The sequence below is a fragment of the Streptomyces sp. SID14436 genome (assembly GCF_010548465.1).
In the GTDB taxonomy this organism is placed as follows: domain Bacteria; phylum Actinomycetota; class Actinomycetes; order Streptomycetales; family Streptomycetaceae; genus Streptomyces.
The window spans coordinates 1-21,821 of record NZ_JAAGMD010000388.1; the positions used below are offsets into that span (position 1 = coordinate 1).

At 71.0% G+C, this 21,821-nt stretch carries 22 protein-coding genes and 1 pseudogene; 9 read left to right on the forward strand and 14 right to left on the reverse strand.

Translation table 11 applies throughout. The features are described from left to right. The first annotated feature begins 342 nt into the window (after positions 1 to 342). A complete protein-coding gene (ychF, locus tag G3I53_RS13325; protein WP_164334800.1) occupies positions 343 to 1,431 on the forward strand; it encodes a redox-regulated ATPase YchF in 1,089 nt (362 codons plus the stop codon). 279 nt (positions 1,432 to 1,710) lie between these two features. After that, entirely contained in the window at positions 1,711 to 2,016 is a 306-nt protein-coding gene (locus G3I53_RS33285) for a hypothetical protein (protein ID WP_203591984.1), read from the forward strand. Positions 2,017 to 2,141: 125 nt separating this feature from the next. Here G3I53_RS33285 and G3I53_RS13335 read toward each other — a convergent pair whose 3' ends face one another. The 4 genes from G3I53_RS13335 to G3I53_RS13350 form a co-directional block, all read right to left on the reverse strand. Further along, on the reverse strand, positions 2,142 to 2,687 hold the full coding sequence (locus tag G3I53_RS13335) for an HAD domain-containing protein (protein WP_164334802.1): 546 nt from the start codon (positions 2,685 to 2,687) through the stop codon (positions 2,142 to 2,144). A 33-nt stretch (positions 2,688 to 2,720) separates the two neighbouring features. Beyond that, positions 2,721 to 3,413, reverse strand: a complete 693-nt coding sequence (locus tag G3I53_RS13340; protein ID WP_164334804.1) for a class I SAM-dependent methyltransferase — start codon at positions 3,411 to 3,413, stop codon at positions 2,721 to 2,723. Position 3,414: 1 nt separating this feature from the next. Beyond that, positions 3,415 to 4,326: a phosphotransferase gene (locus G3I53_RS13345; protein WP_164334806.1), complete on the reverse strand. Its 912-nt coding sequence runs from the start codon at positions 4,324 to 4,326 to the stop codon at positions 3,415 to 3,417. A gap of 76 nt (positions 4,327 to 4,402) precedes the next feature. Further along, positions 4,403 to 5,152: a hypothetical protein gene (locus tag G3I53_RS13350; protein ID WP_164334808.1), complete on the reverse strand. Its 750-nt coding sequence runs from the start codon at positions 5,150 to 5,152 to the stop codon at positions 4,403 to 4,405. A gap of 223 nt (positions 5,153 to 5,375) precedes the next feature. Here G3I53_RS13350 and G3I53_RS13355 point away from each other — a divergent pair, with 223 nt between their 5' ends. Both G3I53_RS13355 and G3I53_RS13360 read left to right on the forward strand, forming a co-directional pair. Continuing rightward, positions 5,376 to 6,731, forward strand: coding sequence for a tetratricopeptide repeat protein (locus tag G3I53_RS13355; protein ID WP_164334809.1), 1,356 nt, complete (start codon positions 5,376 to 5,378; stop codon positions 6,729 to 6,731). Between the two features lies 1 nt (position 6,732). After that, positions 6,733 to 7,263: an NUDIX domain-containing protein gene (locus G3I53_RS13360; RefSeq protein WP_164334812.1), complete on the forward strand. Its 531-nt coding sequence runs from the start codon at positions 6,733 to 6,735 to the stop codon at positions 7,261 to 7,263. 25 nt (positions 7,264 to 7,288) lie between these two features. Here G3I53_RS13360 and G3I53_RS13365 read toward each other — a convergent pair. From G3I53_RS13365 to G3I53_RS13375, 3 genes and pseudogenes are all read right to left on the reverse strand, one after another. Next, positions 7,289 to 8,107: pseudogene (locus G3I53_RS13365) on the reverse strand (ATP-dependent endonuclease); the annotation flags it as partial. A gap of 185 nt (positions 8,108 to 8,292) precedes the next feature. Next, positions 8,293 to 9,024: a HEAT repeat domain-containing protein gene (locus tag G3I53_RS13370; RefSeq protein ID WP_164334816.1), complete on the reverse strand. Its 732-nt coding sequence runs from the start codon at positions 9,022 to 9,024 to the stop codon at positions 8,293 to 8,295. Continuing rightward, positions 9,021 to 9,407: a CPCC family cysteine-rich protein gene (locus tag G3I53_RS13375; RefSeq protein WP_164334818.1), complete on the reverse strand. Its 387-nt coding sequence runs from the start codon at positions 9,405 to 9,407 to the stop codon at positions 9,021 to 9,023. Before G3I53_RS13375 ends, G3I53_RS13370 begins: the two co-directional genes overlap by 4 nt. Before the next feature lie 401 nt (positions 9,408 to 9,808). On the opposite strand from G3I53_RS13375, the gene G3I53_RS13380 reads away from it, so the two are divergent. The 4 genes from G3I53_RS13380 to G3I53_RS13395 all read left to right on the forward strand — a co-directional run bounded on the left by G3I53_RS13380 (position 9,809) and on the right by G3I53_RS13395 (position 12,684). Next, entirely contained in the window at positions 9,809 to 10,093 is a 285-nt protein-coding gene (locus tag G3I53_RS13380; RefSeq protein WP_164334821.1) for a type II toxin-antitoxin system prevent-host-death family antitoxin, read from the forward strand. Then, on the forward strand, positions 10,090 to 10,344 hold the full coding sequence (locus tag G3I53_RS13385) for a Txe/YoeB family addiction module toxin (RefSeq protein ID WP_164334823.1): 255 nt from the start codon (positions 10,090 to 10,092) through the stop codon (positions 10,342 to 10,344). Before G3I53_RS13380 ends, G3I53_RS13385 begins: the two co-directional genes overlap by 4 nt. A gap of 223 nt (positions 10,345 to 10,567) precedes the next feature. Continuing rightward, positions 10,568 to 11,107, forward strand: coding sequence for a hypothetical protein (locus tag G3I53_RS13390; protein WP_164334825.1), 540 nt, complete (start codon positions 10,568 to 10,570; stop codon positions 11,105 to 11,107). Positions 11,108 to 11,265: 158 nt separating this feature from the next. Beyond that, a complete protein-coding gene (locus G3I53_RS13395) occupies positions 11,266 to 12,684 on the forward strand; it encodes a DUF234 domain-containing protein (RefSeq protein ID WP_164334827.1) in 1,419 nt (472 codons plus the stop codon). 66 nt (positions 12,685 to 12,750) lie between these two features. Here the strand turns inward: G3I53_RS13395 and G3I53_RS13400 are convergent, their stop codons facing one another. The 7 genes from G3I53_RS13400 to G3I53_RS13430 form a co-directional block, all read right to left on the reverse strand. Beyond that, complete coding sequence (locus tag G3I53_RS13400) at positions 12,751 to 13,713, reverse strand: zinc-binding dehydrogenase (protein ID WP_164334828.1); 963 nt, start codon at positions 13,711 to 13,713, stop codon at positions 12,751 to 12,753. Between the two features lie 10 nt (positions 13,714 to 13,723). Beyond that, entirely contained in the window at positions 13,724 to 14,776 is a 1,053-nt protein-coding gene (locus G3I53_RS13405; RefSeq protein WP_203591986.1) for a ketoacyl-ACP synthase III, read from the reverse strand. A 35-nt stretch (positions 14,777 to 14,811) separates the two neighbouring features. Further along, positions 14,812 to 15,588: an SDR family NAD(P)-dependent oxidoreductase gene (locus G3I53_RS13410; RefSeq protein ID WP_203591987.1), complete on the reverse strand. Its 777-nt coding sequence runs from the start codon at positions 15,586 to 15,588 to the stop codon at positions 14,812 to 14,814. After that, positions 15,588 to 19,535: a non-ribosomal peptide synthetase gene (locus tag G3I53_RS13415; protein ID WP_164438376.1), complete on the reverse strand. Its 3,948-nt coding sequence runs from the start codon at positions 19,533 to 19,535 to the stop codon at positions 15,588 to 15,590. The genes G3I53_RS13410 and G3I53_RS13415 overlap by 1 nt, the downstream gene beginning before the upstream one ends. An 80-nt stretch (positions 19,536 to 19,615) precedes the next feature. After that, complete coding sequence (locus G3I53_RS13420) at positions 19,616 to 19,891, reverse strand: chorismate mutase (RefSeq protein WP_164339242.1); 276 nt, start codon at positions 19,889 to 19,891, stop codon at positions 19,616 to 19,618. Between the two features lie 2 nt (positions 19,892 to 19,893). Next, positions 19,894 to 20,121 (reverse strand): hypothetical protein, encoded by a 228-nt coding sequence (locus G3I53_RS13425; RefSeq protein ID WP_164339244.1) that lies wholly within the window; start codon positions 20,119 to 20,121, stop codon positions 19,894 to 19,896. An 89-nt stretch (positions 20,122 to 20,210) separates the two neighbouring features. Continuing rightward, positions 20,211 to 20,618: a hypothetical protein gene (locus G3I53_RS13430; RefSeq protein ID WP_164339246.1), complete on the reverse strand. Its 408-nt coding sequence runs from the start codon at positions 20,616 to 20,618 to the stop codon at positions 20,211 to 20,213. 121 nt (positions 20,619 to 20,739) lie between these two features. On the opposite strand from G3I53_RS13430, the gene G3I53_RS13435 reads away from it, so the two are divergent. After that, positions 20,740 to 21,821: LuxR C-terminal-related transcriptional regulator (locus G3I53_RS13435; RefSeq protein ID WP_164339248.1), on the forward strand; the 1,082-nt coding region annotated here is incomplete at its 3' end.

Below are 21,821 nucleotides of genomic sequence, written 5' to 3' on the forward strand. Positions count from 1 at the left end.
TGCGGCCCGTTCCGGCGCTGCGGGACGCGCTCGGGTCTCGCAGACCGCACCACGCCGCCCGCCGCCGCCCGCCCCGCCTGCGTGGGGACCGGTGGCCGGGGCGGCTTGTCGCGTCGCGGTGCGGGCTGCGGGGATCGCGTCCTGTGTTGCTCCACCGGACCAACTTTGGTCGGTTTATGTGCCGAATAGCCCGTCAGACACGCCGGAGGCCGTCACTGTCCAAGCGTTCGACGTACCGCCGGGCGGTCGGCGGGCACGCCGTAGACTGGTGGATCGGCCCACGCAGCCCAGCCGCCGCCGGGTCCTCGCCACCCTCATCCTCACGTAACGGGAAGTCGCAACGTGTCGCTCACGATCGGAATCGTCGGTCTGCCGAATGTCGGCAAGTCGACCCTGTTCAACGCCCTGACCAAGAACGACGTGCTGGCGGCCAACTACCCGTTCGCCACGATCGAGCCCAACGTCGGAGTCGTGGGCGTCCCCGACCCGCGCCTGGCCGAGCTGGCGGAGATCTTCGGCTCCCAGAAGATCCTCCCCGCCACCGTCGACTTCGTCGACATCGCCGGCATCGTGCGCGGCGCCTCCGAGGGTGAGGGCCTGGGCAACAAGTTCCTCGCGAACATCCGCGAGTCCGACGCGATCTGCCAGGTCATCCGCGCCTTCAAGGACGAGAACGTCGTCCACGTCGACGGCAAGGTCTCGCCCAAGGACGACATCGAGACGATCAACACCGAGCTGATCCTCGCCGACCTCCAGACCATCGAGAAGGTCCTGCCCCGCCTCCAGAAGGAGTCGCGGATCAAGAAGGACATCGCGCCCAAGGTCAAGGCCGTCGAGGAGGCCAAGGAGATCCTGGAGAAGGGCGACACCCTCTTTGCCCACGGCATCGTCCAGGGCAGCGAGCGCGCCGAGCTCCTCCACGACCTGCACCTGCTCACCACCAAGCCCTTCCTCTACGTCTTCAACGTCGACGAGGACGAGCTGACCGACGAGGACTTCAAGAACGAGCAGCGCGCCCTGGTCGCCCCCGCCGAGGCGATCTTCCTCAACGCCAAGCTGGAGGCCGACCTCGCCGAGCTGGACGAGGAGGACGCCATGGAACTCCTCGAGTCCGTCGGCGCCCACGAGCCCGGCCTCGCCACCCTCGCCCGCGTCGGCTTCAACACCCTCGGCCTGCAGACCTACCTCACCGCCGGGCCCAAGGAGTCCCGCGCCTGGACCATCAAGCGCGGCGCCACCGCCCCCGAGGCCGCCGGCGTCATCCACACCGACTTCCAGAAGGGCTTCATCAAGGCCGAGGTCATCTCCTTCGCCGACCTCGTCGAGGCCGGCTCGGTCGCCGAGGCCCGCGCGAAGGGCAAGGCCCGCATGGAGGGCAAGGACTACGTCATGCAGGACGGGGACGTGGTGGAGTTCCGCTTCAACGTCTAATACGTCCGACGAAAGGCCGTCTGACCTGCGGCGGAGCGGGTTGGGCGGCCTTTGCGGTCCGCACAGAGTCCGCAGCGTGCTGACTTCGGTCAGGGCGCGGGGGGAGCGGCTACGCCGCTTCGTCGCCCTGTGGCTGGGCATCGGCGGACTGGTCCGCGTACGCCTTGTCGACGGCTGCCCGGGTCCGTTCCTCGGGGCCTTCATCGCGTCCACCGCCATGCGGGGGAGCGGGACCGTGCGGTGCGAGCGAGCGGTCTTGGGCGGGCAGACGTACACGCCGTGCTTGGCGGTCTGCTGGATCTGCTGCTCGACCGAGACGGTCGCGTGCAGCAGGTCTACGTGCCGGAGCTGGAGACCGAACAGCTCGCCGGGGCGGAGCCCGGTGGCAGCGCCGAGCAGCACGAGACCCTTGTAGCGGGCAGGTATCTCCTCGGACAGCGTCCGTACCTGTTCGACGGCCAAGGGCACGATCTTCTTCCGTGGTACCGAGGGCAGTTTCGCCTCGGCGCAGGGGTTATGAGGGACCATCCGGTCACGAACGGCCGCCCGGAAGACGGCGTTGACCGTGTTGAAGACCGTCCGTGAGGTGCTGGCGGCCAGCCGGTGCGTGGTGGTCAGGCCGGTGACCCAGCTCTGCACATCGCCGGGCTTGATGGCGCCGAGTTACCGCTTTTGCCCTCGCTGCTCGTGGCAGCGAGGGCATCAGGGCGTCAGGCGGCGCGGGCTGTGGGTAACTGCAAGACCCACTTCGTGAGCCTGGTCAGGTGCTCGGGCTGCAGCCCGTGGTGTGGTTCGGGCTGAATGAGGAGGGTCGACGTTCCCTTCGCAGTGCGCTCCGCCGCCCATTCATGGTCGAGGCCGGTGAAGTCGTCGTCGATCCAGACGGTGGGGGCGTCGCCGAGCCAGTCGTCGACGTGTTCGCGCTTCCAGAGGTAGCCGTTGGGGTGGCTGGTGGTGATCTGCGGACGCGGGAGATCGACGTACGGCAGCGTCGGGAGGCCCAGGAGGGGCCCGATGAGGGTGGCGGCGTCCTGCCGCCAGCTGGTGCACCAGACGGGGGTGACCAGGCCAGCACGGATCACATCCATGAGCATGGGGCCGTGGGCAGGGTCGAGCCAGACGGTGACCGGGTTGTCGGCGCTCCGGCCGGTGGGGACGACGTCGTGGCGGGCGTGGGTGGCCGGGGTCGAGCCGTCCGCGTTGGGGAAGGGTATGAGGACGCCATCGATGTCGAGGAGCAGGTAGGGCGGGCACATCGGTTCCTCCGGGAAGCCGGGGCGAATGGCTGGTCAGAGCTTGCGGGCGCGGATCAGCAGGGTGGGGGGCCAGTGACCCATGCGGGGGTCGTGGAACTCCTGGGCTGAGGTGAGCCAGAAGCCCGCCTGGCTGAGGTGCTTCTCCCACCGGTCCGTGGAGAACTCCCAGCGGGCGATGGGTAGGCGGGTGCGATCGGGAAGAGTGACGTGGTCGCGACGAGGCCGGTCGTCGCCCGAGGGGCTTCGGCCGCCACGCTGCGGGTGGGGGACGGAGAAGGCGAGCACTCGGCCGGGCGTGAGGCGCTGGGCGATGGCCGGGAGCAGGAGCTCGGGGGCGACGAGGCCGACGGCGCCGAAGACGGAGTAGATCGCGTCGAACTGCTCGTCGGAGGCGTGCAGGTAGTGCAGGGCGTGACCGGCGACGAAGGTGAGGTTGTTCAGCCGTCCGTAGTGGGAGCGGGCGCGGCGGACCTGGAGGCCGACCAGGTCGACGCCGGTGACGTGGGCGCCGTGGCGGGTGGCGAGGTGGGCGGCGTTGTGGCCGGGGCCGCAGCCGAGTTCCAGGAGTCGCTTGCCGCGAAGGTCGGGGCCGAGGGCGTCGGCTCCGGGCCCTTGGCCGGGTCTCGTCGTCCACTCCATCCGGGCGGGTACGGAGAGAGGTTCGGCGAGGCCGGCCGCGGTGCGCTGGGCGGAGTGGGCGTGCCAGGGGGATGCCTGGGCGAGCACGTCAGATCTCCAGGAGGTGGAGGACGTCGGTGAGGTGGCGGCGGACCGCCTTGATGTAGGCGGGGTCGGTGGCCGGGTCGTTGATCCAGCGGATGGCCTGCTCCATGAACCACTCGACGGCCCACATGCGGTGCCAGCCCAGTGCCCAGTTCTCCGCGGTGAGCCCGCCGCGCGGGGCGAGGGCGTCGGGGGTGCCGCCGGCGGTGACGAACTGCTCCAGGAAGATGCGCAGGCGCACGGGGTGCGGGGGCTCGATGGTGCCGTGCCAGCTGGCGAGGTCGAGCAGACCGGGGCCGGTGAAGGCGCGGGCGAAGTCGAGCAGCCGCCAGCCGCGCTCGCCGATGTGGAGGCTGGTGGGATGGAACTCGGAGTGCACCCAGCCGAACGGCTCCAGCGTCGCTCCGGCCGAGCGAGCCTCGGCGGCTTGGGCGATCCGGTCGAGCGCGTCCTCGACGTCGTCGGCGTCCTGCCACCGGTCGGCCTTGCGCAGCCGTTCGAGGTGCTCCAGCGCCATGGCCGGGAGCGTCCGCAGCCGATTCTGGTCGAGTACGGGCAAGGGCGGAGCCGTACGGGTGCCGTGCAGGACCACGGCCGCGGCGACGCCGTCGAGGTCGTCGGCCTCGCGGACGGACGGCCCGAGGTCCTCCAGGAGCATGCCGAGCCAGCCGTCCAGGACGGCGGAGGCGTGGACCTGGGGGACGGGAACGCCAAGGGTGTGGGCCAGGCGGAGGGCCTGGTCCTCGCAGTCGAACGGCCTCTTGGCGTACTTGAAGACGGCAGTGGAGCCGTCAGGGAAGGCCACGCGCTCGACTCCGGACATGGACCACACTCGCACCTCCTCCCGTACAACGGAGGTCTGGCCGGTCGCGGTGAGCAGGCTGTCGAGGAGTTCGGCGCTGGGGTTCGTGGTCACAGGAGGGCTCCGGGGAGATGGTGGCGTCCGGGGCGGGCGAGAGATACCGGCCCGCCCCGGAGCCTGATCGGGTGGGTTACGCGGCGGGGTTCACGCGGTGGGCGTAGACCTGCTCGATCCAGCCCGCCTTGAAGGCCGCGAGGTCGTCGCGGAAGTTCGCCATCGAGGCACCGTAGGGCGCGACCACGCCGCCGGACTGGTCCGGCACGGACTGGCAGCCGTGCACGAGCCGGCCGCCGAGCGCCGCGTGGGCCTTGATGGACTCGACCCGGCGGTGCTCGTTGAACCAGCCGCCGTGGTAGACCTCGTCGAGCATCCCGCCCGTCTCGTCGTCCAGGTCGAAGACGACGGAGGTGGCGGCGGGGAAGAACCAGCACGGGCCGACGTTGGAGATGTGCCCGTCCAGCTCGACCTTGTTGAGCGCCATGAGCGTGGCGGCGTCGCGGAGCATCCGCAGGTGGTCGGCGGTGATCTGCGGCAGGCCGAGGCCGGCCAGGTGCTCCTCGCGGAAGAGGTAGGCGTACACCTCGTACGCGGTGGCCAGGACGCGGGCCGCGTCGGACGTGGACTCGCTGTGCTGCTTGATGAAGTCGAGCGCGAGCTGCTCGACCGCGCTCTCGGTCGTCTCGTCCACCTCCAGGAGCTGGGACTTGACCAGCTCCCAGTCGGCGACGAGCCAGGTGTTCGACTCGAAGCGGAAGAAGTGCTCGGCCGGGTCGATCGTGATGCGCCGGCCGTCGACCTGGATGCCGGGCAGGCGGCTCCAGCGCGGGTCGAACGCCTCGGGCAGCTCGACCGTGATGGCCGTGGTGTCGATGGTGGTCACCGTGTCTCCGTCTCTGTTCGTCCGGACGCGGGCACAGGAATGCCCGAGCCTGGTGTGGGCGTACGGAATTTCGGGGTGCCGCCCGGACCAAGGAGGAGCCTGGATCACGGTCGCACCGTTCCGGGCGGCTGCTGATAAGTGAACCCGTGGTCACGCTCAGTGGGTACGGTGGAAGGCAGTTGAAGCGGTATACGCGGTTTACAGCTCCAGGGCGGAGGCGATCGTGGCGGCGCAGCGAGAACCCAACTCCCGTCTGCGCGATGCCATCGACGCGGCCGGCTGCACCTACGAGGCCCTCGCCCGAGACGTGCGGCGCATCGCCGCCGAGAGCGGCGAGATCCTCCAGACCAACAAGTCGGCCATCTCGCACTGGGTGAACGGCACCCGTGCCCCGTCGGGCCGAGTAGGCCAGTACCTCGCCGAAGCACTGTCCCGTCGAGCGGGGCGCACGGTCACCCAGGCCGAGATCGGCCTCCAGGCCAGCGATGACGATGCGCCGGCGGAATCCGACCCTGTCCTCGCCGCCACCGACCTGGGCCGCGCCGACGTCGAGCGCCGCCGCTTCCTCGCCATCGCGGCCTTCACCACCGCCGGCGTTGCCATGCCGCTCGGCTACGACCACGAAGCCACTGCCCGCATGCTCCGCGCCCGCACCGGCACGTCCCTGGTCGGGGCGGAGGACGTGGACGTCGTAGGCCAGATCACCGCGGCCTTCAGTGCGGCCGACGAGCGCCTCGGCGGCGGGCACGGCCTGACCACCGTCACCGCGTACCTCGCCGACACTGCCGCACCCATGCTGCGCGGACGCTTCCCCAGCGAAGCCTTACGCAGGGCTGCCTTCGGCGCCGTCGCCGAACTCGCCTACCTCGCCGGATGGAAACACCACGACCTCGGCCAGGAAGGCGCCGCCCAGCGCTACTATCAGGTCGGCTACAAGCTCGCCTGCGAAGCCGACCCCCACGGCCACGCAGCCTGGATGATGCGCGCCCTCGCCCACCAGGCCCTGAGTCTCAAGCAGCCTCACCACTGCGTCGACCTCGTCGAAGGTGCCCTACGCACGGGTCTCGGCCACGTCGACGGCCAGACCGAGGCCCTCCTCCACATCACCCACGCCCGCGCCTACGCCGCCACCAACGAGAACTCCCTGGCCGCGCGCGCCCTACTCGCTGCCGAAGACGCCCTCCTCCGCGACGACGGCCCACAGCCCAGCTACTCCCGCGTCAGCGGCCCCGCTGCCGGCACCGTGGCCAGCCACACCGCCCGCACCCTGACCGACCTCGCGGACCACAGCGGCACCGAACAGCAGCACCGAGACGCCCTCACTCGCTGGGACCCCGAGAAGTACAAGCGCGTCCACGCCCTCACTCACGCCGACCTCGGCGACAGCCTTGCCGCCCAGGCCCGCGCCGACGAAGCGGTCGCAGCCTGGACCCAAGCCCTGGTCTTCATGGAAGGCATGACCTCCCACCGCACTCGCAAGGCGATCACCTCAATCCGCTCCACGCTCGCGATCTATCAGCGCCGCCGTGTTCCCGGTGCCGCCGATCTCGCCCGCCGCGCCCGCGAGGCCCTCGCCTGACATGCCCAACAACCCGCCCGACGAAGGGAACACCGTGGCCCAGCAGACTGACGACCAGCCGAAGGCCCTCAAGCCGGCGCTCGAATCGATGACCCTGCTGGTCGCTGCGGTCATCGTCCACGACAAGGCCGCCAACCGCGTCGTCCTCCTCCAGCGCAGCGAGAACGCCAAGTTCGCCCAGGGCATGTGGGACCTGCCCGTCGGCAAGAGCGAGTCGGGCGAACCCATCACGGAGACGGCGGTCCGCGAGCTCTACGAGGAGACGGGCCTCACGGTGAAGCCCGAGTCCCTCAAGGTCGCCCACATCATCCACGGTGCCTGGGGCGTCGAGGCCCCCAACGGCTTCCTTACGGTCGTGTTCGCCGCCCACGAATGGACCGGCGAACCCGAAAACCGCGAACCCCGCAAGCACTCCCAGGTCCGCTGGGTCGACGCCAATGACATTCCGGAGGAATTCGTCGATACCACAGCGAGGGCCCTCCACGGGTATCTCTCTGCCAGGTCCCAGGTCTCGCTCGATGGCTGGCGCTGAGTGAAGGAAGGGAGAGTTTTTCAGCCTATCGAGCGGCTTGGGTGAGCCCATCCAATTCTGCCTGCTTGCGGATATGCGGCTGAGTGCGGCCGCCCGATGGGGTGGATCTAAAGAGGGATTCGAAGATCGCCTCGAATTCGAATTCATCTGAATCCTTGAACACGGCCAGCCCCTTGATGTCCTCGGCGGTCACGTGGCGTTCGCAGAAAGATCGAGCGCGATCGTTCTTGTTCGAGGACTCGTTGTTCTCCAGTGGCGGGTAGTAGTCCTCAATTGCGCCGCGCTCCCATACGTAAATGTCATCTTTCCGTAGTTCCTCAAGCAGCTCGATCTTCATACGCCTAAGATCAGGATCGGCAGCCTCTTCGAGAAGTTTCCGCACGGCGCCCAAGGCGGATCGCGCAAAAAACGCGCTGACAGCGGCGTCGAGATCCTCCCATTCGCAAAGCCCTTGAGCGTATTGCTCTCGTGCCACCCTGGCCTGCTTCCAGAGATCCTGCACAGCACCGTTGGCGCGCATGCTCTTGAGCGTCTTTCCGGAGGGGTCGGCTCCTGAAGCAGCTGCAATTTCGTTTGCCTTGGTGATGAGTCGATCCCGCAATTGATGACAAGCTTGGCTGGCTCCCAGTTTGTCAAACCCTTCCGTCAGGACGTCAAGGTCGGCGAGTGCCGCAATCTTCATTTCGAACTGAGTGAAGAAACTTCTGTAGCGGGCGATACTTCCCTTTCCTTCGACTTTCGCAATTGCTGTCGCGCGTTTCTCGAAGTCCCATTCCGGATTGAGGGTCCGAGCGATGTGCGGGATCAGGATGTGGTCGCTCGGCCCCTCGACGAGCAAGACGGAGTTAGCGAAAAATGCCGCCTCGTTTTTTCGTGCTTGATGATCTCAAATTGATCGCGGGCCTCAATGTTTGAAAGGTCGATCACGCGCGTCCGGCTGCCGGAGGATCGGCCCCCGTACGTCCTCGTCTCGTAGCTCTCGACCACATGGCCGTAGCCAATTTCGGCGGGGTGCTGGGATGGCATCGGTCACCTCTCCGGGTACATGTCGGTACGGTCGATCCAGGTGGGGGCGACGAAGATGTTGCTGCCGGCGGGGGCTTCGGAGGCTTCCAGCAGGGACCAGGTGCGGGACTCTTCGACCAGGTGCTCCCAGGGCGCGGTCCAGTCGAGTTCCCAGCCCAGGTCGGGGCCGGAGACGCCGTACGTGCGGCCGGCGTTAACCTCCCAGAACTGGGAGTAGAGGATCACCTGGGCGTGGTCGGCCAGGTCGTTGATGATCTCGGTGAAGTGGGTTGAGGGCCAGCCAGGGGCGTCGTCCGCACTGGAGGCTCGTAGGCGCGTGGTGAGCGGTGGGACGACAGGGGCGCGGGCGCCGAGTTCGGTCAGGGCCCAGCGGATGCCTTCCGGCTCGCTCCAGTCGGGTGGCGTCGCCCGTTCCAGGCAGGCGCGATAGGCGCGGCGCACGGGCTCGACCGCGCCGTCGATCTTCAGGCTCGCCAGGGCTATCGCCGCCCATTCGCGGACGGTCGGGTTGTCGCTGTCCAGCAGGCCGATCAGAGCGGGGCCGCAACGGGGATCGCCCACCTCCTCGAAGACTTCGATGGCGGTGAGCTGACCGAAGCCGCCGAGGGAAGGCAGGCCGTCGATGACGGCGGGTATGGCGTCGGCGCCGATCCAGATCAGCTCCGCACGGGCGTCGTAGGACTGCTCGGCCTTGCCGTCGAGCTGCTGGACGAGTGTCTCGATGTGGGAGGTCATGACGCGGAGTGGTTCCGGCGCCAGAAGGTGGGCAGCCACCAGCAGAGCACCAAGTGGTCGTTGGACCACGGGGCGCGGTCCTCGGCCGCCCAGTCCTCGAAGGAGTCCCGTGTCAGATCGATGGGGCGCCAGGCAGGGGCAAGCGGCTCGTCCTCGGCTGGCGGGCGGACGAACCGGCGGCCGTGCTCATCGCAGGCGCCGAAGTTTTGGTAGTTCCGTTGGGCCTCGACCAGGGAGACCTTGTTTGCCCCGCCTGCCATGGTGGGCCAGCGGAACTGGACCCCGTCGTCCTCCCAGAAGCAGACGGGGCAGATCTCGTACGAGCCGGGCATCGCGCCCAGTACGCGATGCCCGCAGCACGGGCAGGGGTAGGAGTCGCTCACCTGCGCAGTCTCGTTGCAGGTCCCCCGGTGTGCCATGGATTTCTCTGCCTCAGGCCCCCGACACAAGTCCGCAGCCAGTCCGCAGGACACCCCTGCACGACCGTCGGGAGCCAACGCGTGCCAACCGGGAAGCCCCAGGTCAGAGCCCTGGATGGGGCTCCGCCGCAGGTCAGGATCAGCCCTCAGACATTCCGCTTCAACGTGTGAGTGGTTCGTCACTGTGAGTCAAGGGCTTCGTCAAGCCCGCAGGCGGCAAGGGGTCGATCTCTCCGGGGCCGGCCCCTTTTTGTTGCCCGTGCCGGGGTGGTGCTGAGGCCTCTGCTCCTCTGCCGGGCTTCTGCTCTGGCCATGAGCAGTGGCAGTGGTACGTTATTCGGTACCACTGCCGGAAGGGTGAGGTCATGTCGATAACTGCGAGCGAAGCCCGGAAGGCTCTCTTTCCGCTGATCAAGAAGGTCAACGAGAACCACGAGGCCATCGAGATCGTTTCCAAGCACGGCAATGCCGTCCTCGTCTCGGCCGAGGACTACGCGGCATTGCGTGAGGGCTCGTACCTGCTGCGTTCCCCGGCGAACGCTCGCCGGTTGCTCAAGGCGTACGAGAACGCCCTGGCCAACATCAATGTGGCAGAGCGAGAGCTGATCGACCCCGAGTCGCCGGATGCGGCCAGTGAGGGTGCTGAGTGAGGCTGGTCTTCGAAGATCAGGGCTGGGAGGACTACACGTCCTGGCTCAAGAACGACCGCAAGATGCTCGCCCGGATCAACAAGCTCATCGGGGACGTTAAGCGCGACCCCTTCACTGGCATCGGTAAGCCCGAGCCGCTCAAGTACCACTTGCCAGGTGCTTGGTCGCGGCGGATCGATGACGAGCACCGCCTGGTCTACCTGGTCACGGGCAAGGAGATCGTGATCCTCGCGGCCCGCTATCACTACTGAATTCTCAATGTCGCAACTGAGCCAGTCGTCCAGGTTGGCGGGCAGCTGCTGCAGCAGGGCAGCAATGTCAGTCGTGCCGTGGGCGAGCGCGATGATCTCGCTGCCCCTGTGTCGGTGCGACGTCCTGGCCGGTTCTCCAGTATCCGCACGCACTATGCCAACCCGGTGCAATAGTTCTGCGACCCGATCAAAACGATCGGACCCGCCGCACTCCGGAGTCGTCATGCGCAAGCCCGCCCTGTCCGCTGCCGCCCTCGTCGTCGTCCTCTCGGCCGTGACGGCGTGCGGGTCGGGGGACGCCAGGACGAGCAGTCAGGCCGAGAGCACAACCGGTCCGACCGCTGCCGCCCCGACGAGGTCGGCAAGCCGGCAGCTCACCGCCGACGAGGCGTTCCAGGCCCTCTCTGGACAGGTCGCGTCGGCCGAACTCTCGGGTGTGGTCACCGAGGACAACGACCCGAACCATCTGCTCGGGCGCCCCCATCAGTACACCAGCAAGGTGACCTTCACGGACTCCCGCATCGACGTCGACGACGTCGTCGACGCGGAAGCCGGCAGCGTCGGCCTCGGCGGCGTGATCGGGGTCTTCGCGACCGCAGCCGATTCCCGGGCTCGCGCCGACTACATCCAGAGCGTCACCAAGGGCCTCCCGGCGCTCGCGGAGTACGACTTCGTCAGCGGAACCGTACTGATCCGCGTAAGCCGCTACCTCACCCCGACCCAGGCCGCCGACTACAAGGCTGCTGCCGCGACGCTCGGGTAACTGGACCGCCGCCGGTCGGGGGACACCAGAGGGGCCCTTGACTGAGCTGAATGGCATCGGGTGCGTAGTTGGTTTCCCTGAGTGACAGTGGCACAGGCGGTCACTAACATAGATGTTACTAACCTCGATGTTAGTAACATGATTGGTGGTCGGTAGGCATGGTGGACTTCGTCGGACGTCGGCAGGAGCTGGCGACGTTGGAGCGCGAGCTGCGGAAGGTGGCGAAGGGGGTCGGCGGCGAGCGGCCCGGCCGATGCGTCATGCTGCGTGGGCGGCGCCGGGTGGGAAAGTCGCGACTGGTCGAGCGGTTCGCGGAACGCTCCGGAGCCCCGTTCCTCTTCTACGCGGCGACAGGTGCGTCACCCGGTGACGATCTGGCACGACTGGCCCGGGATGCCCAGGCTTCGACGCTGCCGCTGGCACACCTGGTGGCCGCCGCCCGGCCGGAGAGCTGGGACGCCGCGTTCGACGTGCTGGCCGCCGCCCTGCCCACCGACCGGGCGAGCGTGCTGGTCATCGACGAGGTGCCTTACCTGATGGACGCGGAGGGCGCCTTCGAGGGGATGCTGCAACGGGCCTGGGACCGGGTTCTGGAGACCAAGCCGGTGCTGCTCGTCCTCATTGGTTCCGATCTGTCGATGATGGAGGCCCTGAACAGCTATGGCCGCCCTTTCCACCAGCGCGGCCGGGAGATGGTGCTGGGACCGCTGAACCCGGCCGAGGTGGGGTGCATGCTCGGGCTGGATCCGGCGGAAGCCTTCGACGCCGCTCTGGTCACCGGTGGGCTGCCACTGATCTGTGCGGAATGGCCGCGGGGTGCGGGGCTGTGGGACTTCCTGGGTGAGGCGCTGGCCGACCCGGTCTCGGCCCTGCTCGTGTCTGCCGAACGCTCGCTGGCCGCCGAGTTTCCCCCCCAGGCACAGGCGCGTACGGTGCTGTCGGCGATCGGCAGCGGCGAGCGGACCTTCACCGGAATCGCCCGCGCCGCCGGCGGAATCGGGGCCACACCGCTGCGGCGGGCGCTGGAACTGCTCACGGACAAGCGGATCGTTGCGGCGGAGCTGCCCGTGTCGCTGCGTCCGTCGAAGGATCGCCGCTACCGGGTGACGGATCCCTACCTGCGGTTCTGGCTGCACCTGCTCGGTCCGTCGATGGAGGAGATCGAGCGGGGACGGGGCGATCTGACGTTGGCCCGCATTCGGGAGAACTGGACGAGCTGGCGTGGCCGGGCGGTCGAGCCCATGGTCCGTGAGGCTCTGGCACGGATACTGCCCGACGACCGGCTGCCCGCGGCCCCCGCAGTGGGCGGCTACTGGACCCGCACCAACGACGTCGAGATCGACATCGTGGGAGCGGATCGTGCGCCCATTGCCAAGAAGCTGCTTTTCGCCGGCTCGATCAAGTGGTTGGAGCACTCGCCTTTCGACCGGCACGACCTGGCAGCGCTCCACCGCCACCGTGCCGCCCTCACCGACGACGCAGTTCCCGTCGTGGCGGTCTCGCGCAGCGGTGTCGACTGTCCGGGGCTGGATGCCGCCTACGGCCCCCGCGACTTGCTCGCCGCCTGGCCGCTGTGAGCGGTGGACGACGTGGCCGGCACCGCCGCCTGGGTTGCCCGCCCCAAGAGGCCCCGGACCGCCCGCTCACACCGTGAAGACGATCTTGCCGAAGTGGTGGCCCGCGGCCAGGCGGGCGAAGCCCTCTGCGGCTCGGGGGAGGGGGAAGGTGTGGTCGATGACGGGGCGGGTGCCGGTGGTGGTGCAGAAGGTGAGGAGGGCGGTGAGTTCCTCGCGGGTGGCGATCGTGGAGCCGATGACGGTGAGTTCGTGGTCGACGATGCGGGTCAGTTCCGTGTGCGGGGGGCGGTCGCCGGTGGTGGCGCCGGAGAGGACCAGGGTGCCGCCGGGGCGGAGGGAGCGGACCGAGTGGGACCAGGTGGCGGCGCCGACGGTTTCGAGGACGGCGTCGGCCGGGTGGGGGAGGCGGGCGCCGGGCGGGAGGGCGTCGGTGGCGCCCAGGGTGCGGGCGCGGGCGCGTTTGCGGGGGTCGCGGCTGGTGGCGTAGACGCGGAGGCCGGCGGCCCGGGCGAGGGTGATCGCGGCGGTGGCGACGCCGCCGCCGGCGCCCTGGACGAGGACGGTGTCGCCGGGGCGGGCGCGGGCCTGGGTGAAGAGCATGCGGTAGGCGGTGAGCCAGGCGGTGGGCAGGCAGGCGGCCTCGGCGAAGGAGAGTTCCGGGGGCTTGGGGACGAGGTTCGCGGTGGGGACGGTGACCTGCTCCGCGAAGGTGCCCTGGTACTTCTCGGTGAGGATGGAGCGGGCCTCCCCGGGGGCGAGACCGTGGCCGGTGAGGCCGACCACGGGGTGGACGACGACCTCGTTGCCGTCCTCGTCGACGCCGGCGGCGTCGGTGCCGAGGGTCATGGGCAGCCGGTCGGCGGGCAGGCCGACCCCGCGCAGCGACCACAGGTCGTGGTGGTTCAGGGAGGCGGCCCGGACGGTGACGCGGGTCCAGCCGGGGCGGGGGCGGGGGGCCGGGAGGTCCCCGACGCGAAGACCCTGGAGGGGGTCGGGGAGGCCGGTCTCGGCGGCGTAGGCGGCGAGCATGAGGGGGTGGTCACCACTCCAGCTGCGGGAAGTCGTCCCGGCCGCACCAGTGCACGACCGTGCCGCCGTAGCTCATGCCGGCGCCGAAGCCGAGCAGGAGGACCTTGTCGCCGGGGGCGAGGCGGCCGGTGCGCTCGGCCTCGGCGAGGGCGATGACGACGCTGGAGCCGCTGGTGTTGCCGAACCGGTCGGCGACGACGACCGCCTTGCCGGCCGGCTGGCCGAGGCGGCGGATCAGCTCCCGCACGAGGGTGGGGTTGGCCTGGTGGGTCACGATCAGTTCCAGCTCGTCGAGGGCGACGCCCGCCTTCGCGGTCACCTCGTCCACGAAGCCGGGGACCACGTGCAGGGCGAAGTCCTTGACGCCCTTGCCGTCCATGCGGGTCACGTTGGGCCCGCTGAAGCGGTTCAGCCGGCCGTCCTCGGCGACGCGTTCGATGTACGCGGTGTAGTAGCGCCCGGGGTCGGTGCCGAGGACGGTCCGGCCGATGCCGGGGCTCCCCGTGCAGTGCTCCAGAAGGTAGCAGGCGGCGCCGTCGCCGAAGATGGCGTGCTGGGTGCGGTCGTCCGGGTCGTTGAGCTGGGCCACCGTGTCGGCGACGACGACGGCCACGCGCCGGTACTGGCCCGACTCCATGTACTTGTGGCCGACGTCGAGGGCGAACAGGCCGCCGGCGCAGCCGCCCGCGTTCACGTCGAAGCCGGGCACGCCGTGCACGTGGGCCTTGCGCAGGACCAGGGCGGCGACCGCCGGGATCATGTGGTCGGGCGTGGAGGTGCAGCAGATCAGCAGGTCGATGTCCGCCGGGTCCACGCCGGCCCGCTTGCACGCGTCCTCCAGAGCGCCGAGGGCCAGGTCCGAGGTGAACTCGTCGGGCCCGGCGATCCGGCGGCCGGTGATGCCGAGCCGTTCGCGCATCCAGGCGTCGCTGGTGTCGAAGCGTTCGACGAGCTGTGCGTTGGTGACCTCGTGCCGCGGGAGGCAGACGCCTATGGAGCGGATGCCGACGCCGGTGGGCACCCGCGTGCTGTCGACGGACCCCGTCATGGTGGTCCCCGTCATGGTGGTCCCCTTCCCCTGTCTCGGGCGTTGCCGGGTCATGTGCTGCGGTGCCGCAGGCCGGACGACATCCGTACCGCGCCGTCGACGCGGAGCGTCCCGCCGTTGATCATCGGGTTGTCGAGGACGTGGGCGACGAGCGCGGCGAACTCGGCCGGATCGCCCCAGCGGCGCGGATGCACCAGGTCGCGGTCCAGTTCCGTGCGGGCGGGGGCGGGCAGCGTGGCGGCCGCCGGTGTGGTGAAGAAGCCCGGTGCGACGGTGACGACCCGGATGAGGGAGCCGGCCAGTTCGCGGGCGAGCGGCAGCGTCATGGAGACGATGCCGCCCTTGGACGCGGCGTAGGCCGCCTGCCCGGCCTGCCCCTCGTAGGCCGCGAGGGACGCGGTGTTGACCAGCACCCCGCGTTCGCCGCGGGCCGGTTCGTTGCCCGCCATGCGGGCGGCGGCCAGCCGGACGACGTTGAAGGTGCCGATCAGGTTGTTCGTGACGACCTGCGCGAAGTCCTCCAGGGAGTGCGGGCCGGACCGGCCGAGCACCCGCGCCGCGTGGGGTTCTCCGGCGCAGTTCACGACGGCGCGGAGGGTGCCGTGCCGCTGCGCGGTGTCGAGTGCCGCGGTCACCTCCGCCTCGCTCGTGACGTCGCCGCGGGCGAACACGGCGGTGCCGCCGAGCGACTTGAGGGCGACCTCGCCGCGCTCCGCGCTCCGGCCGAGGAGGACCGGGACGACGCCGGAGGCCATCAGCCGCTCGGCGACGGCGAGTCCGAGGCCGGAGGTGCCGCCGGTGACCAGTGCTGACGTGGTGGGTGGCATCAGTGCTGGTGCTCCTCGTGCGGGCCGCCGGGCGGGCGGGGTGCGGCGGTCCGCGCCGCGATGACGGCGGCGAGTGCGCGCGGCTGGTGGGTGACGAAGTAGTGCCCGCCGCCGGGGATCTCGGCCAGCTCGACGTGGGCGGCGTACCGCTTCCAGTCCCGGTGGGCGTGGGCGTAGCCCCGGGTGGCGGCGTCCTCGTCGCCGATGACGACGACGAGCGGCGCGTCGAGCGGCGGGTGCTGCCGCCGGCCGGAGTCGGTCTGGAAGCGCAGGCCCTGGATCATGTCGTGCCGGAGCACCTCCAGGACCGTGTGCAGGTCCGTCGCGTCGAGGGCGCCGTCGAAGCCGCCGAGCGCCTTCATGTGGGCGTGGAGGGCGTCCGCCGGCCAGTGCCGGGCGCGTTGAAGTTCCTCGGCCGGCGCGGTGGAGGGCAGCGCACCGCCGACGTACACGGCGGCGGGCCGCCTGCCCTGCCGTTCCGTGCGCTGCGCGACGGCGACGGCGAGGGCCGAGCCGGCGCAGTGGCCGTACACGGCGAAGGGGCCGTCGACGCGGTCGAGGATCTCGGCGGTGATCAGGTCGGCCGTCTCGTCCAGGCCGAGGAGGGGTTCGCCGCCGGGGTGGGCCGGGTCGTGGCCGGGCAGTGCGGCGCTCCAGGTCGTGACGGCGGGGGCCAGTTCGGCGGCGAGGTGGTGGTAGGCGGCGGCGGTGCCGCCGCCGTACGGCACGCAGACCAGGGTCAGGGCGGTGTCGTCCGTGGCCGGGGTGAGGGGTCGCAGGATCGGTCGCCCTCCGGTGTCGTCGAGCTGCCGCATGCGCCGGGCCAGCCGCTGGGGTGTGGGGTGCTGGAAGACGTCGAGGACCTCGACGCCCCGGCCGACGGCCCGGGCGAGACGGACGGCCTTGACGGAGTCGCCGCCGAGGGCGAAGAAGTCGTCGTGGACGGAGAGTTGTGTGACGGCGAGGGCGGTCCGGAAGGCGTCGAGGACGATCCGCTCGGCGGGGGTGGCCGCCGTGTCGTCGCGGCCGCCGGTGACCACCGGGTCGGGCAGGGCACGCCGGTCCAGCTTGCCGTTGGCCGTGAGGGGGATCCGGTCGAGCGCCGTCACGGTGGCCGGGACCAGGTGGGAGGGGAGCCGCCGGGCGAGGCGGCGGCGCAGGGCGGCGGTGTCGGCGCCCGCCGGGCCGGCCGGGACGACGTACGCGGCGAGCACGCGGTCGCCGGCGGCGTCCTCACGGACGACGACACGGCAGGCCGCGACCGCCGGGGAGGAGGCCAACGCGGCCTCGATCTCGCCGGGTTCGATGCGGAAGCCGTGGAGCTGCACCTGGTCGTCGGCGCGCCCCCGGTAGTGCAGGAGCCCGTCGGGGGTGCGGCGGGCGAGGTCCCCGGACCGGTACATGCGGGCGCCGGGCGGGCCGGACGGGTCGGCGACGAAACGCGTGGCGGTGAGCCCCGGCTGGTTCAGGTAGCCGTGGGCGAGCTGGGCGCCGGCGACGTAGATCTCGCCCGTGACACCGGGGGGTACGGGGCGCAGCCGCTCGTCGAGGACGTGGAGCGCGAGGCCCGGCAGGCTCCGTCCGATCGGGCTTCCGGCGTGCCGGGTCAGGTGGGACGGGTCGAGGGCGAGGTGGCTCGCGTGGACCGTGGTCTCGGTGATCCCGTACATGTTGACGAGCGCCGGCCCGTCGCCGGGATGCAGGGCCCACCACCGCTCGGCCGACCGGACGTCAAGTGCTTCGCCGCCGAGGACGACGTAGCGCAGCGGCGGCCGCCGGCCGGGCCGTGGTGCGTCCTCGTAGGCCTGGAGGAGCTGCTGGAAGGCGGAGGGGGTCTGGCTCAGCACGGTGACGGACTCGTCCGCCAGGAGCCGCAGCAGGCGCTCCGGCGCGCGGCGGGTGGCCGGGGGCACCAGGACGAGCCGGCCGCCGTGCAGCAGGGGCCCCCACAGCTCCCAGACGGAGAAGTCGAAGGCGAAGGAGTGGGCCATCGACCACACGTCGTCCGGGCGCAGGTCGAACAGATCCCGGCTCGCGGCGAACAGGTCGAGCACGTTGCCGTGCGGGACGACCACGCCCTTGGGGCGGCCGGTGGAGCCCGAGGTGTGGATGACGTAGGCGGCGTCGTCCCGGGTGAGGGCCCGGCCGGTCTCCGCGGGGGCCGGGTCATGGCCGGGGAGGGCGGCCAGGGCGGTGAGGGTGTCCGGGGCGTCGGGCGTGAGGACCGCCGGGCCGGGGAGCGGCAGGCCGTCGGCGGTGTCCAGCAGCAGGGACGGCTCCGCGTCGGCGAGCAGGGACGCGGCACGCTCCGGCGGGTGCTCCGGGTCGACGGGGAGATACGCGGCGCCCGCCTTGAGGACGGCGAGGAGGGCCACCACGAGGCCGGGGGAGGGCGGCAGGCGGACGGCGGCCAGGCGGCCGGGGCCGCAGCCGTGCCGCAGGAGCAGGCGGGCCAGCCGGTTGGCCCGGGTGTTCAGCTCCCCGTAGGAGAGGGACTCGGCGCCGCAGCTCACGGCGGTGGCGGCCGGGTCGCGGCCGGCGCGTTCCTCGAAGGCGGCGACCAGGGTGGCGGGTCCGCCGTCCGTGCCGGCCCGGCGGGGGCGCACCCGGGTCGGGTCGCGGCGCTCCGCGTCGCCGAGGACGCCGATCCGGCCGAGGGGGCGGTCGGGCCGGGCGAAGACCTGCCGGAGGAACGCGTCGAACCGCTCGCGGTGGCCGGTGAGTTCGGCGTCGTCGTAGAGGCCGGGGTGGGCGTCGAGGGTGAAGGTCAGGTCCTCGGGGGTGGCGTACGCGCCCAGCATGAGGTCCTCGATCGGGCCGGGCGCGAGGTTGCCGAGCCGGGCGGGACACCCGCCGAACGACACGGCCCCGCCGAGGGACATGACGTTGGCGGTGGGGCCGAAGACGCGGGCGGTGCCCCGCCGGGTGCGCAGGTCGCGCCGGATGTCCTCGAACCGGTAGCGGCGGTGGGGGCGCGTCCCGTCGATCGTCGCGCGGACGCGGCCGAGCAGGGTGAGGAAGCCGTCCCCGGGCGGGCAGGAGACCCGCAGGGGAAGGATGTTGGAGACCATGCCGGGGGTCGTCGCGGCCGCCTCCGACCGCCGGTTGGCCACCGGGAGCCCCAGCACGACGTCGGGCGCGCCCGTCATCAGGCCGGTGTACGCGGCGCACGCGGCGATCACCGTGTGCGGCCACGTGACGCCGTGGGCGCCGGCGAACGCCGTGAGCCGGTCGCGGAGCGCGGGGTCCGCGTACCAGGTCTGCCGGAGGGCGACGCCCGTCGGCGGCAGGGACGTGTCGCGGAAGCCGGGCACCCGGTCGAGGCCGTCGTACACGCCGAGCCAGTACGCGCGGTCCTTCTGGAAGCCGGCCGAGGCACGGTACCGCCCGTCCTCCTCGACGAGTGCGGCGAGGGGACCGAAGGGGGTGGCGGCAGGTGCCCGGCCGGCGGCCAGCGCGTCGTGGACCTCCGCGGCGCGCCGGACCAGGAGCAGCGACCCCGCACCGTCGGAGACGATGTGGTGCAGCTGCCAGAACCAGAGGTGCCGTTCCGGGGAGAGGCGCAGCACCGCCGTGCGGGCGACCTCGCCCGCGGACGGGTCGAGGGGGGAGTGGACGCGTGCCCGCATCCACTCCTGCGCCGCCCGCCACGGGTCCGCCTCGCCGGTGAGGTCGACGAGCGGCACGGCGTGCTCCCGTCCGGCCCGGATCCGCTGCCAGGGGCCGTCCGCGTCCTCGCCGAAGACGGTGGACAGCGCCTCCGCCTCGGCGAAGGTCGTGCGGACGGCCTCCCGGAGGAGCCCGGGCCGGAGCGGTCCGGTGATGTCCAGGTACTCGGCGTAGGCGTACGCGAGCCCGGAGGGGTCCAGCCGCAGGCCGTACCAGATCCCGGCCTGGCCCTGGGTGAGCGGAAGCCGGGACGGGAGGCCGGCGGAGGAACCTGGCACGTCGGAGCCCTCTCGTGGGAGGAGGGCCGGACGCCCCGGCCCTCCCGCTGGGTGGTGCGGAGTATGTGGGGGGAGGCCGGCTACCGGGCGGCGGCGCCGGTGCCGCGGCAGATCTCCAGCAGCGCCATCGCGATGGCCGTGCCCTGCCGTCCGTAGACCTCGGCGTAGGGGGAGATGACGCTCATCTCGCGGGCGAGGTCGGTGCGGGTGCCCCCGGCACTCTGGCGGATGCGCTGGATCTCGCGGGAGAGCTCGCGGCGGCGTTCCACCAGGGCTCGGATCTCCGCGTCCACGACGTCGAGGTCGGCGCGGAGGGCGGACACGTCCGCCGGCGCGGTCGACTCGGTCTGCTGCATGGTCAGTTGCCCCAGGTGTGGCCGAGCGTGCCGATCAGGTCCTCGACCAGCTGACGGGCCTCCTGCTCGAGGTCCACGACCGTCTGCGCCGCGGCCGGGACGGTGCCGCCGGTGGTGGTCTCCGCGGCCATGGCCGAGGGAGCCGTCGCGACGGCGGCGAGAGCGACTAACGCGACGGTGGCGACCCGGCGGGTGGTCGGCCTGACGGTGGTGTGGGCAAGGGTGCGCATGAATGTCTTCTCCTCGGAACCTTCACGTCGGTGAAGTGGTCGTGTTCGGTGTGATTCGATCCTCACACTCACCTCAAGGCCCGTCAGCACTACGCAATGTCAGGGTCCTGTGATGGCAACTCCTTGTCACCCGAGCCGATTTGGCCACCGGAGCTGCCACCGGAGCCGGTACCGAGGCCGTCGCCGGCGCCGAGCTCCTCCAGGGCGCTGACGAGCGGCAGGGCCGGCGCCCAGTCGAGGCACGCACGGACCGCCGGGGGCAGCGCGCGGGCCACCAGACGGGCCGCCGCCCGCTCGGTCTCCCGGCTCCCGGGGTGGCCGAGAAAGAGCGTCAGATGGGTTCGGCCGTCGGCCGCGCGGAGCACATGGACGTGCTCCAGCCGGTCCTCGGGCCGCGCCAGGCGGTGGAGCCGGTCGATGAGCGGGGGCTCGCGGGGCAGCGCTCCGGCGGGCACGGTCGTCGACACCAGATACATCAGTTGCGCCTCCGCGAACATCCGGTGAACCAGCTCGTATACCTCTGAGTAAGGTGCCCTGGCTCGAAACCGGCTGGGATAATTGAGGTGACTGCGGTGTAATTCGCGCTGTCGACGGGGGAACTTCGGGGGGAGTCGGACGATGGGACAACTGGGTCTTGATGCGGACGCCGAGGCGGTGTACCGGATCCTTCTCAAGCGGCCCAGGGCAGGTGTGGCGGAGATAGCCGAAGGGCTCGACTGGCCCGTGGAGCGCGCCAGACACACCTTGGACAGACTGGCCGAACTCACCCTGGTACGGAAGTCCTCCGAAGAGCTGGGCAAGGTCCGTCTGGTCAATCCGGAGTTCGGGCTCGCCGGACTCCTGCAGCGCCGGGAACGGGAGCTGGCCCAGCATCAGCAGGCCGTCGCCGCCACCCGCCTGGCCATCACACAGATGCTCACCGAGTACGGCGACGACGGCGGCGCGCAGACCGACGAGGTCCGCCGCTACACCGGCCTCGACGCCATCAACTCCCAGATCGAGCGGCTGGCGCAGGGCGCCGAGTCCAGCGTCGAGGTGTTCGCGCCCGGCGGCGCCCAGACGGAGGCGGCCCTGGAGGCCGCCCGGCCGCTGGACCAGGCCGCCGTCGAGCGGGGTGTCGACGTCCGCTACATCTACCTGGACTCGGTGCGCAACGACCCGGCGACGCTGAACTACGCGCGCTGGCTGGACGAGATCGGCGGCGAGGTGCGGGTGCTGCCCCAGCTGCCGCCCCGCATGATCATCTTCGATCGCCGGGCGGCCATCGTGCCCATCGACCCGGAGGCCGCCGCCCGTGGCGTGCTGATCCTGCGCGGTGCCGGCGTCGTCACCGCGCTGGTGTCGCTCTTCCGGGAGACGTGGGCGCGGGCGCAGCCGCTGTGCGGGAGCCGGTCGACCACGGTCGATCCGGACGGACTGACCCGCCAGGAACAAGCCGTTCTCGACCTGCTCTTCGAGGGCCACACGGACGAGGTCGTGGCCCGGAAACTCGGCGTGTCCGTGCGCACCGGCCGCCGCATCACGGCCGACCTGATGGCCCGTCTGGGCGCCCGCAGCCGCTACCAGGCGGGGGCGCTGGCGATGGAACGCGGCTGGCTCGGCAGGAGCGTGCGCAGCGGGGCGGACGCCGACGAGGACATGGCGGGAGGCGAGTCCGGGCACGACGGCACGGCGCCCTCCGCGCCGGCCGCGGAGGGGGC

Coding starts and splice junctions, on each gene's coding strand:
- G3I53_RS13380 (WP_164334821.1), top strand. CDS start 9,809: ATGTCGATAACTGCGAGCGAAGCCCGGAAGGCTCTCTTTCCGCTGATC.
- G3I53_RS13430 (WP_164339246.1), bottom strand. CDS start 20,618: ATGTTCGCGGAGGCGCAACTGATGTATCTGGTGTCGACGACCGTGCCC.
- G3I53_RS13425 (WP_164339244.1), bottom strand. CDS start 20,121: ATGCGCACCCTTGCCCACACCACCGTCAGGCCGACCACCCGCCGGGTC.
- G3I53_RS13420 (WP_164339242.1), bottom strand. CDS start 19,891: ATGCAGCAGACCGAGTCGACCGCGCCGGCGGACGTGTCCGCCCTCCGC.
- G3I53_RS13405 (WP_203591986.1), bottom strand. CDS start 14,776: ATGACGGGGACCACCATGACGGGGTCCGTCGACAGCACGCGGGTGCCC.
- G3I53_RS13400 (WP_164334828.1), bottom strand. CDS start 13,713: ATGCTCGCCGCCTACGCCGCCGAGACCGGCCTCCCCGACCCCCTCCAG.
- G3I53_RS13410 (WP_203591987.1), bottom strand. CDS start 15,588: ATGCCACCCACCACGTCAGCACTGGTCACCGGCGGCACCTCCGGCCTC.
- G3I53_RS13395 (WP_164334827.1), top strand. CDS start 11,266: ATGGTGGACTTCGTCGGACGTCGGCAGGAGCTGGCGACGTTGGAGCGC.
- G3I53_RS13390 (WP_164334825.1), top strand. CDS start 10,568: ATGCGCAAGCCCGCCCTGTCCGCTGCCGCCCTCGTCGTCGTCCTCTCG.
- G3I53_RS13335 (WP_164334802.1), bottom strand. CDS start 2,687: ATGTGCCCGCCCTACCTGCTCCTCGACATCGATGGCGTCCTCATACCC.
- G3I53_RS13370 (WP_164334816.1), bottom strand. CDS start 9,024: ATGACCTCCCACATCGAGACACTCGTCCAGCAGCTCGACGGCAAGGCC.
- G3I53_RS13360 (WP_164334812.1), top strand. CDS start 6,733: ATGCCCAACAACCCGCCCGACGAAGGGAACACCGTGGCCCAGCAGACT.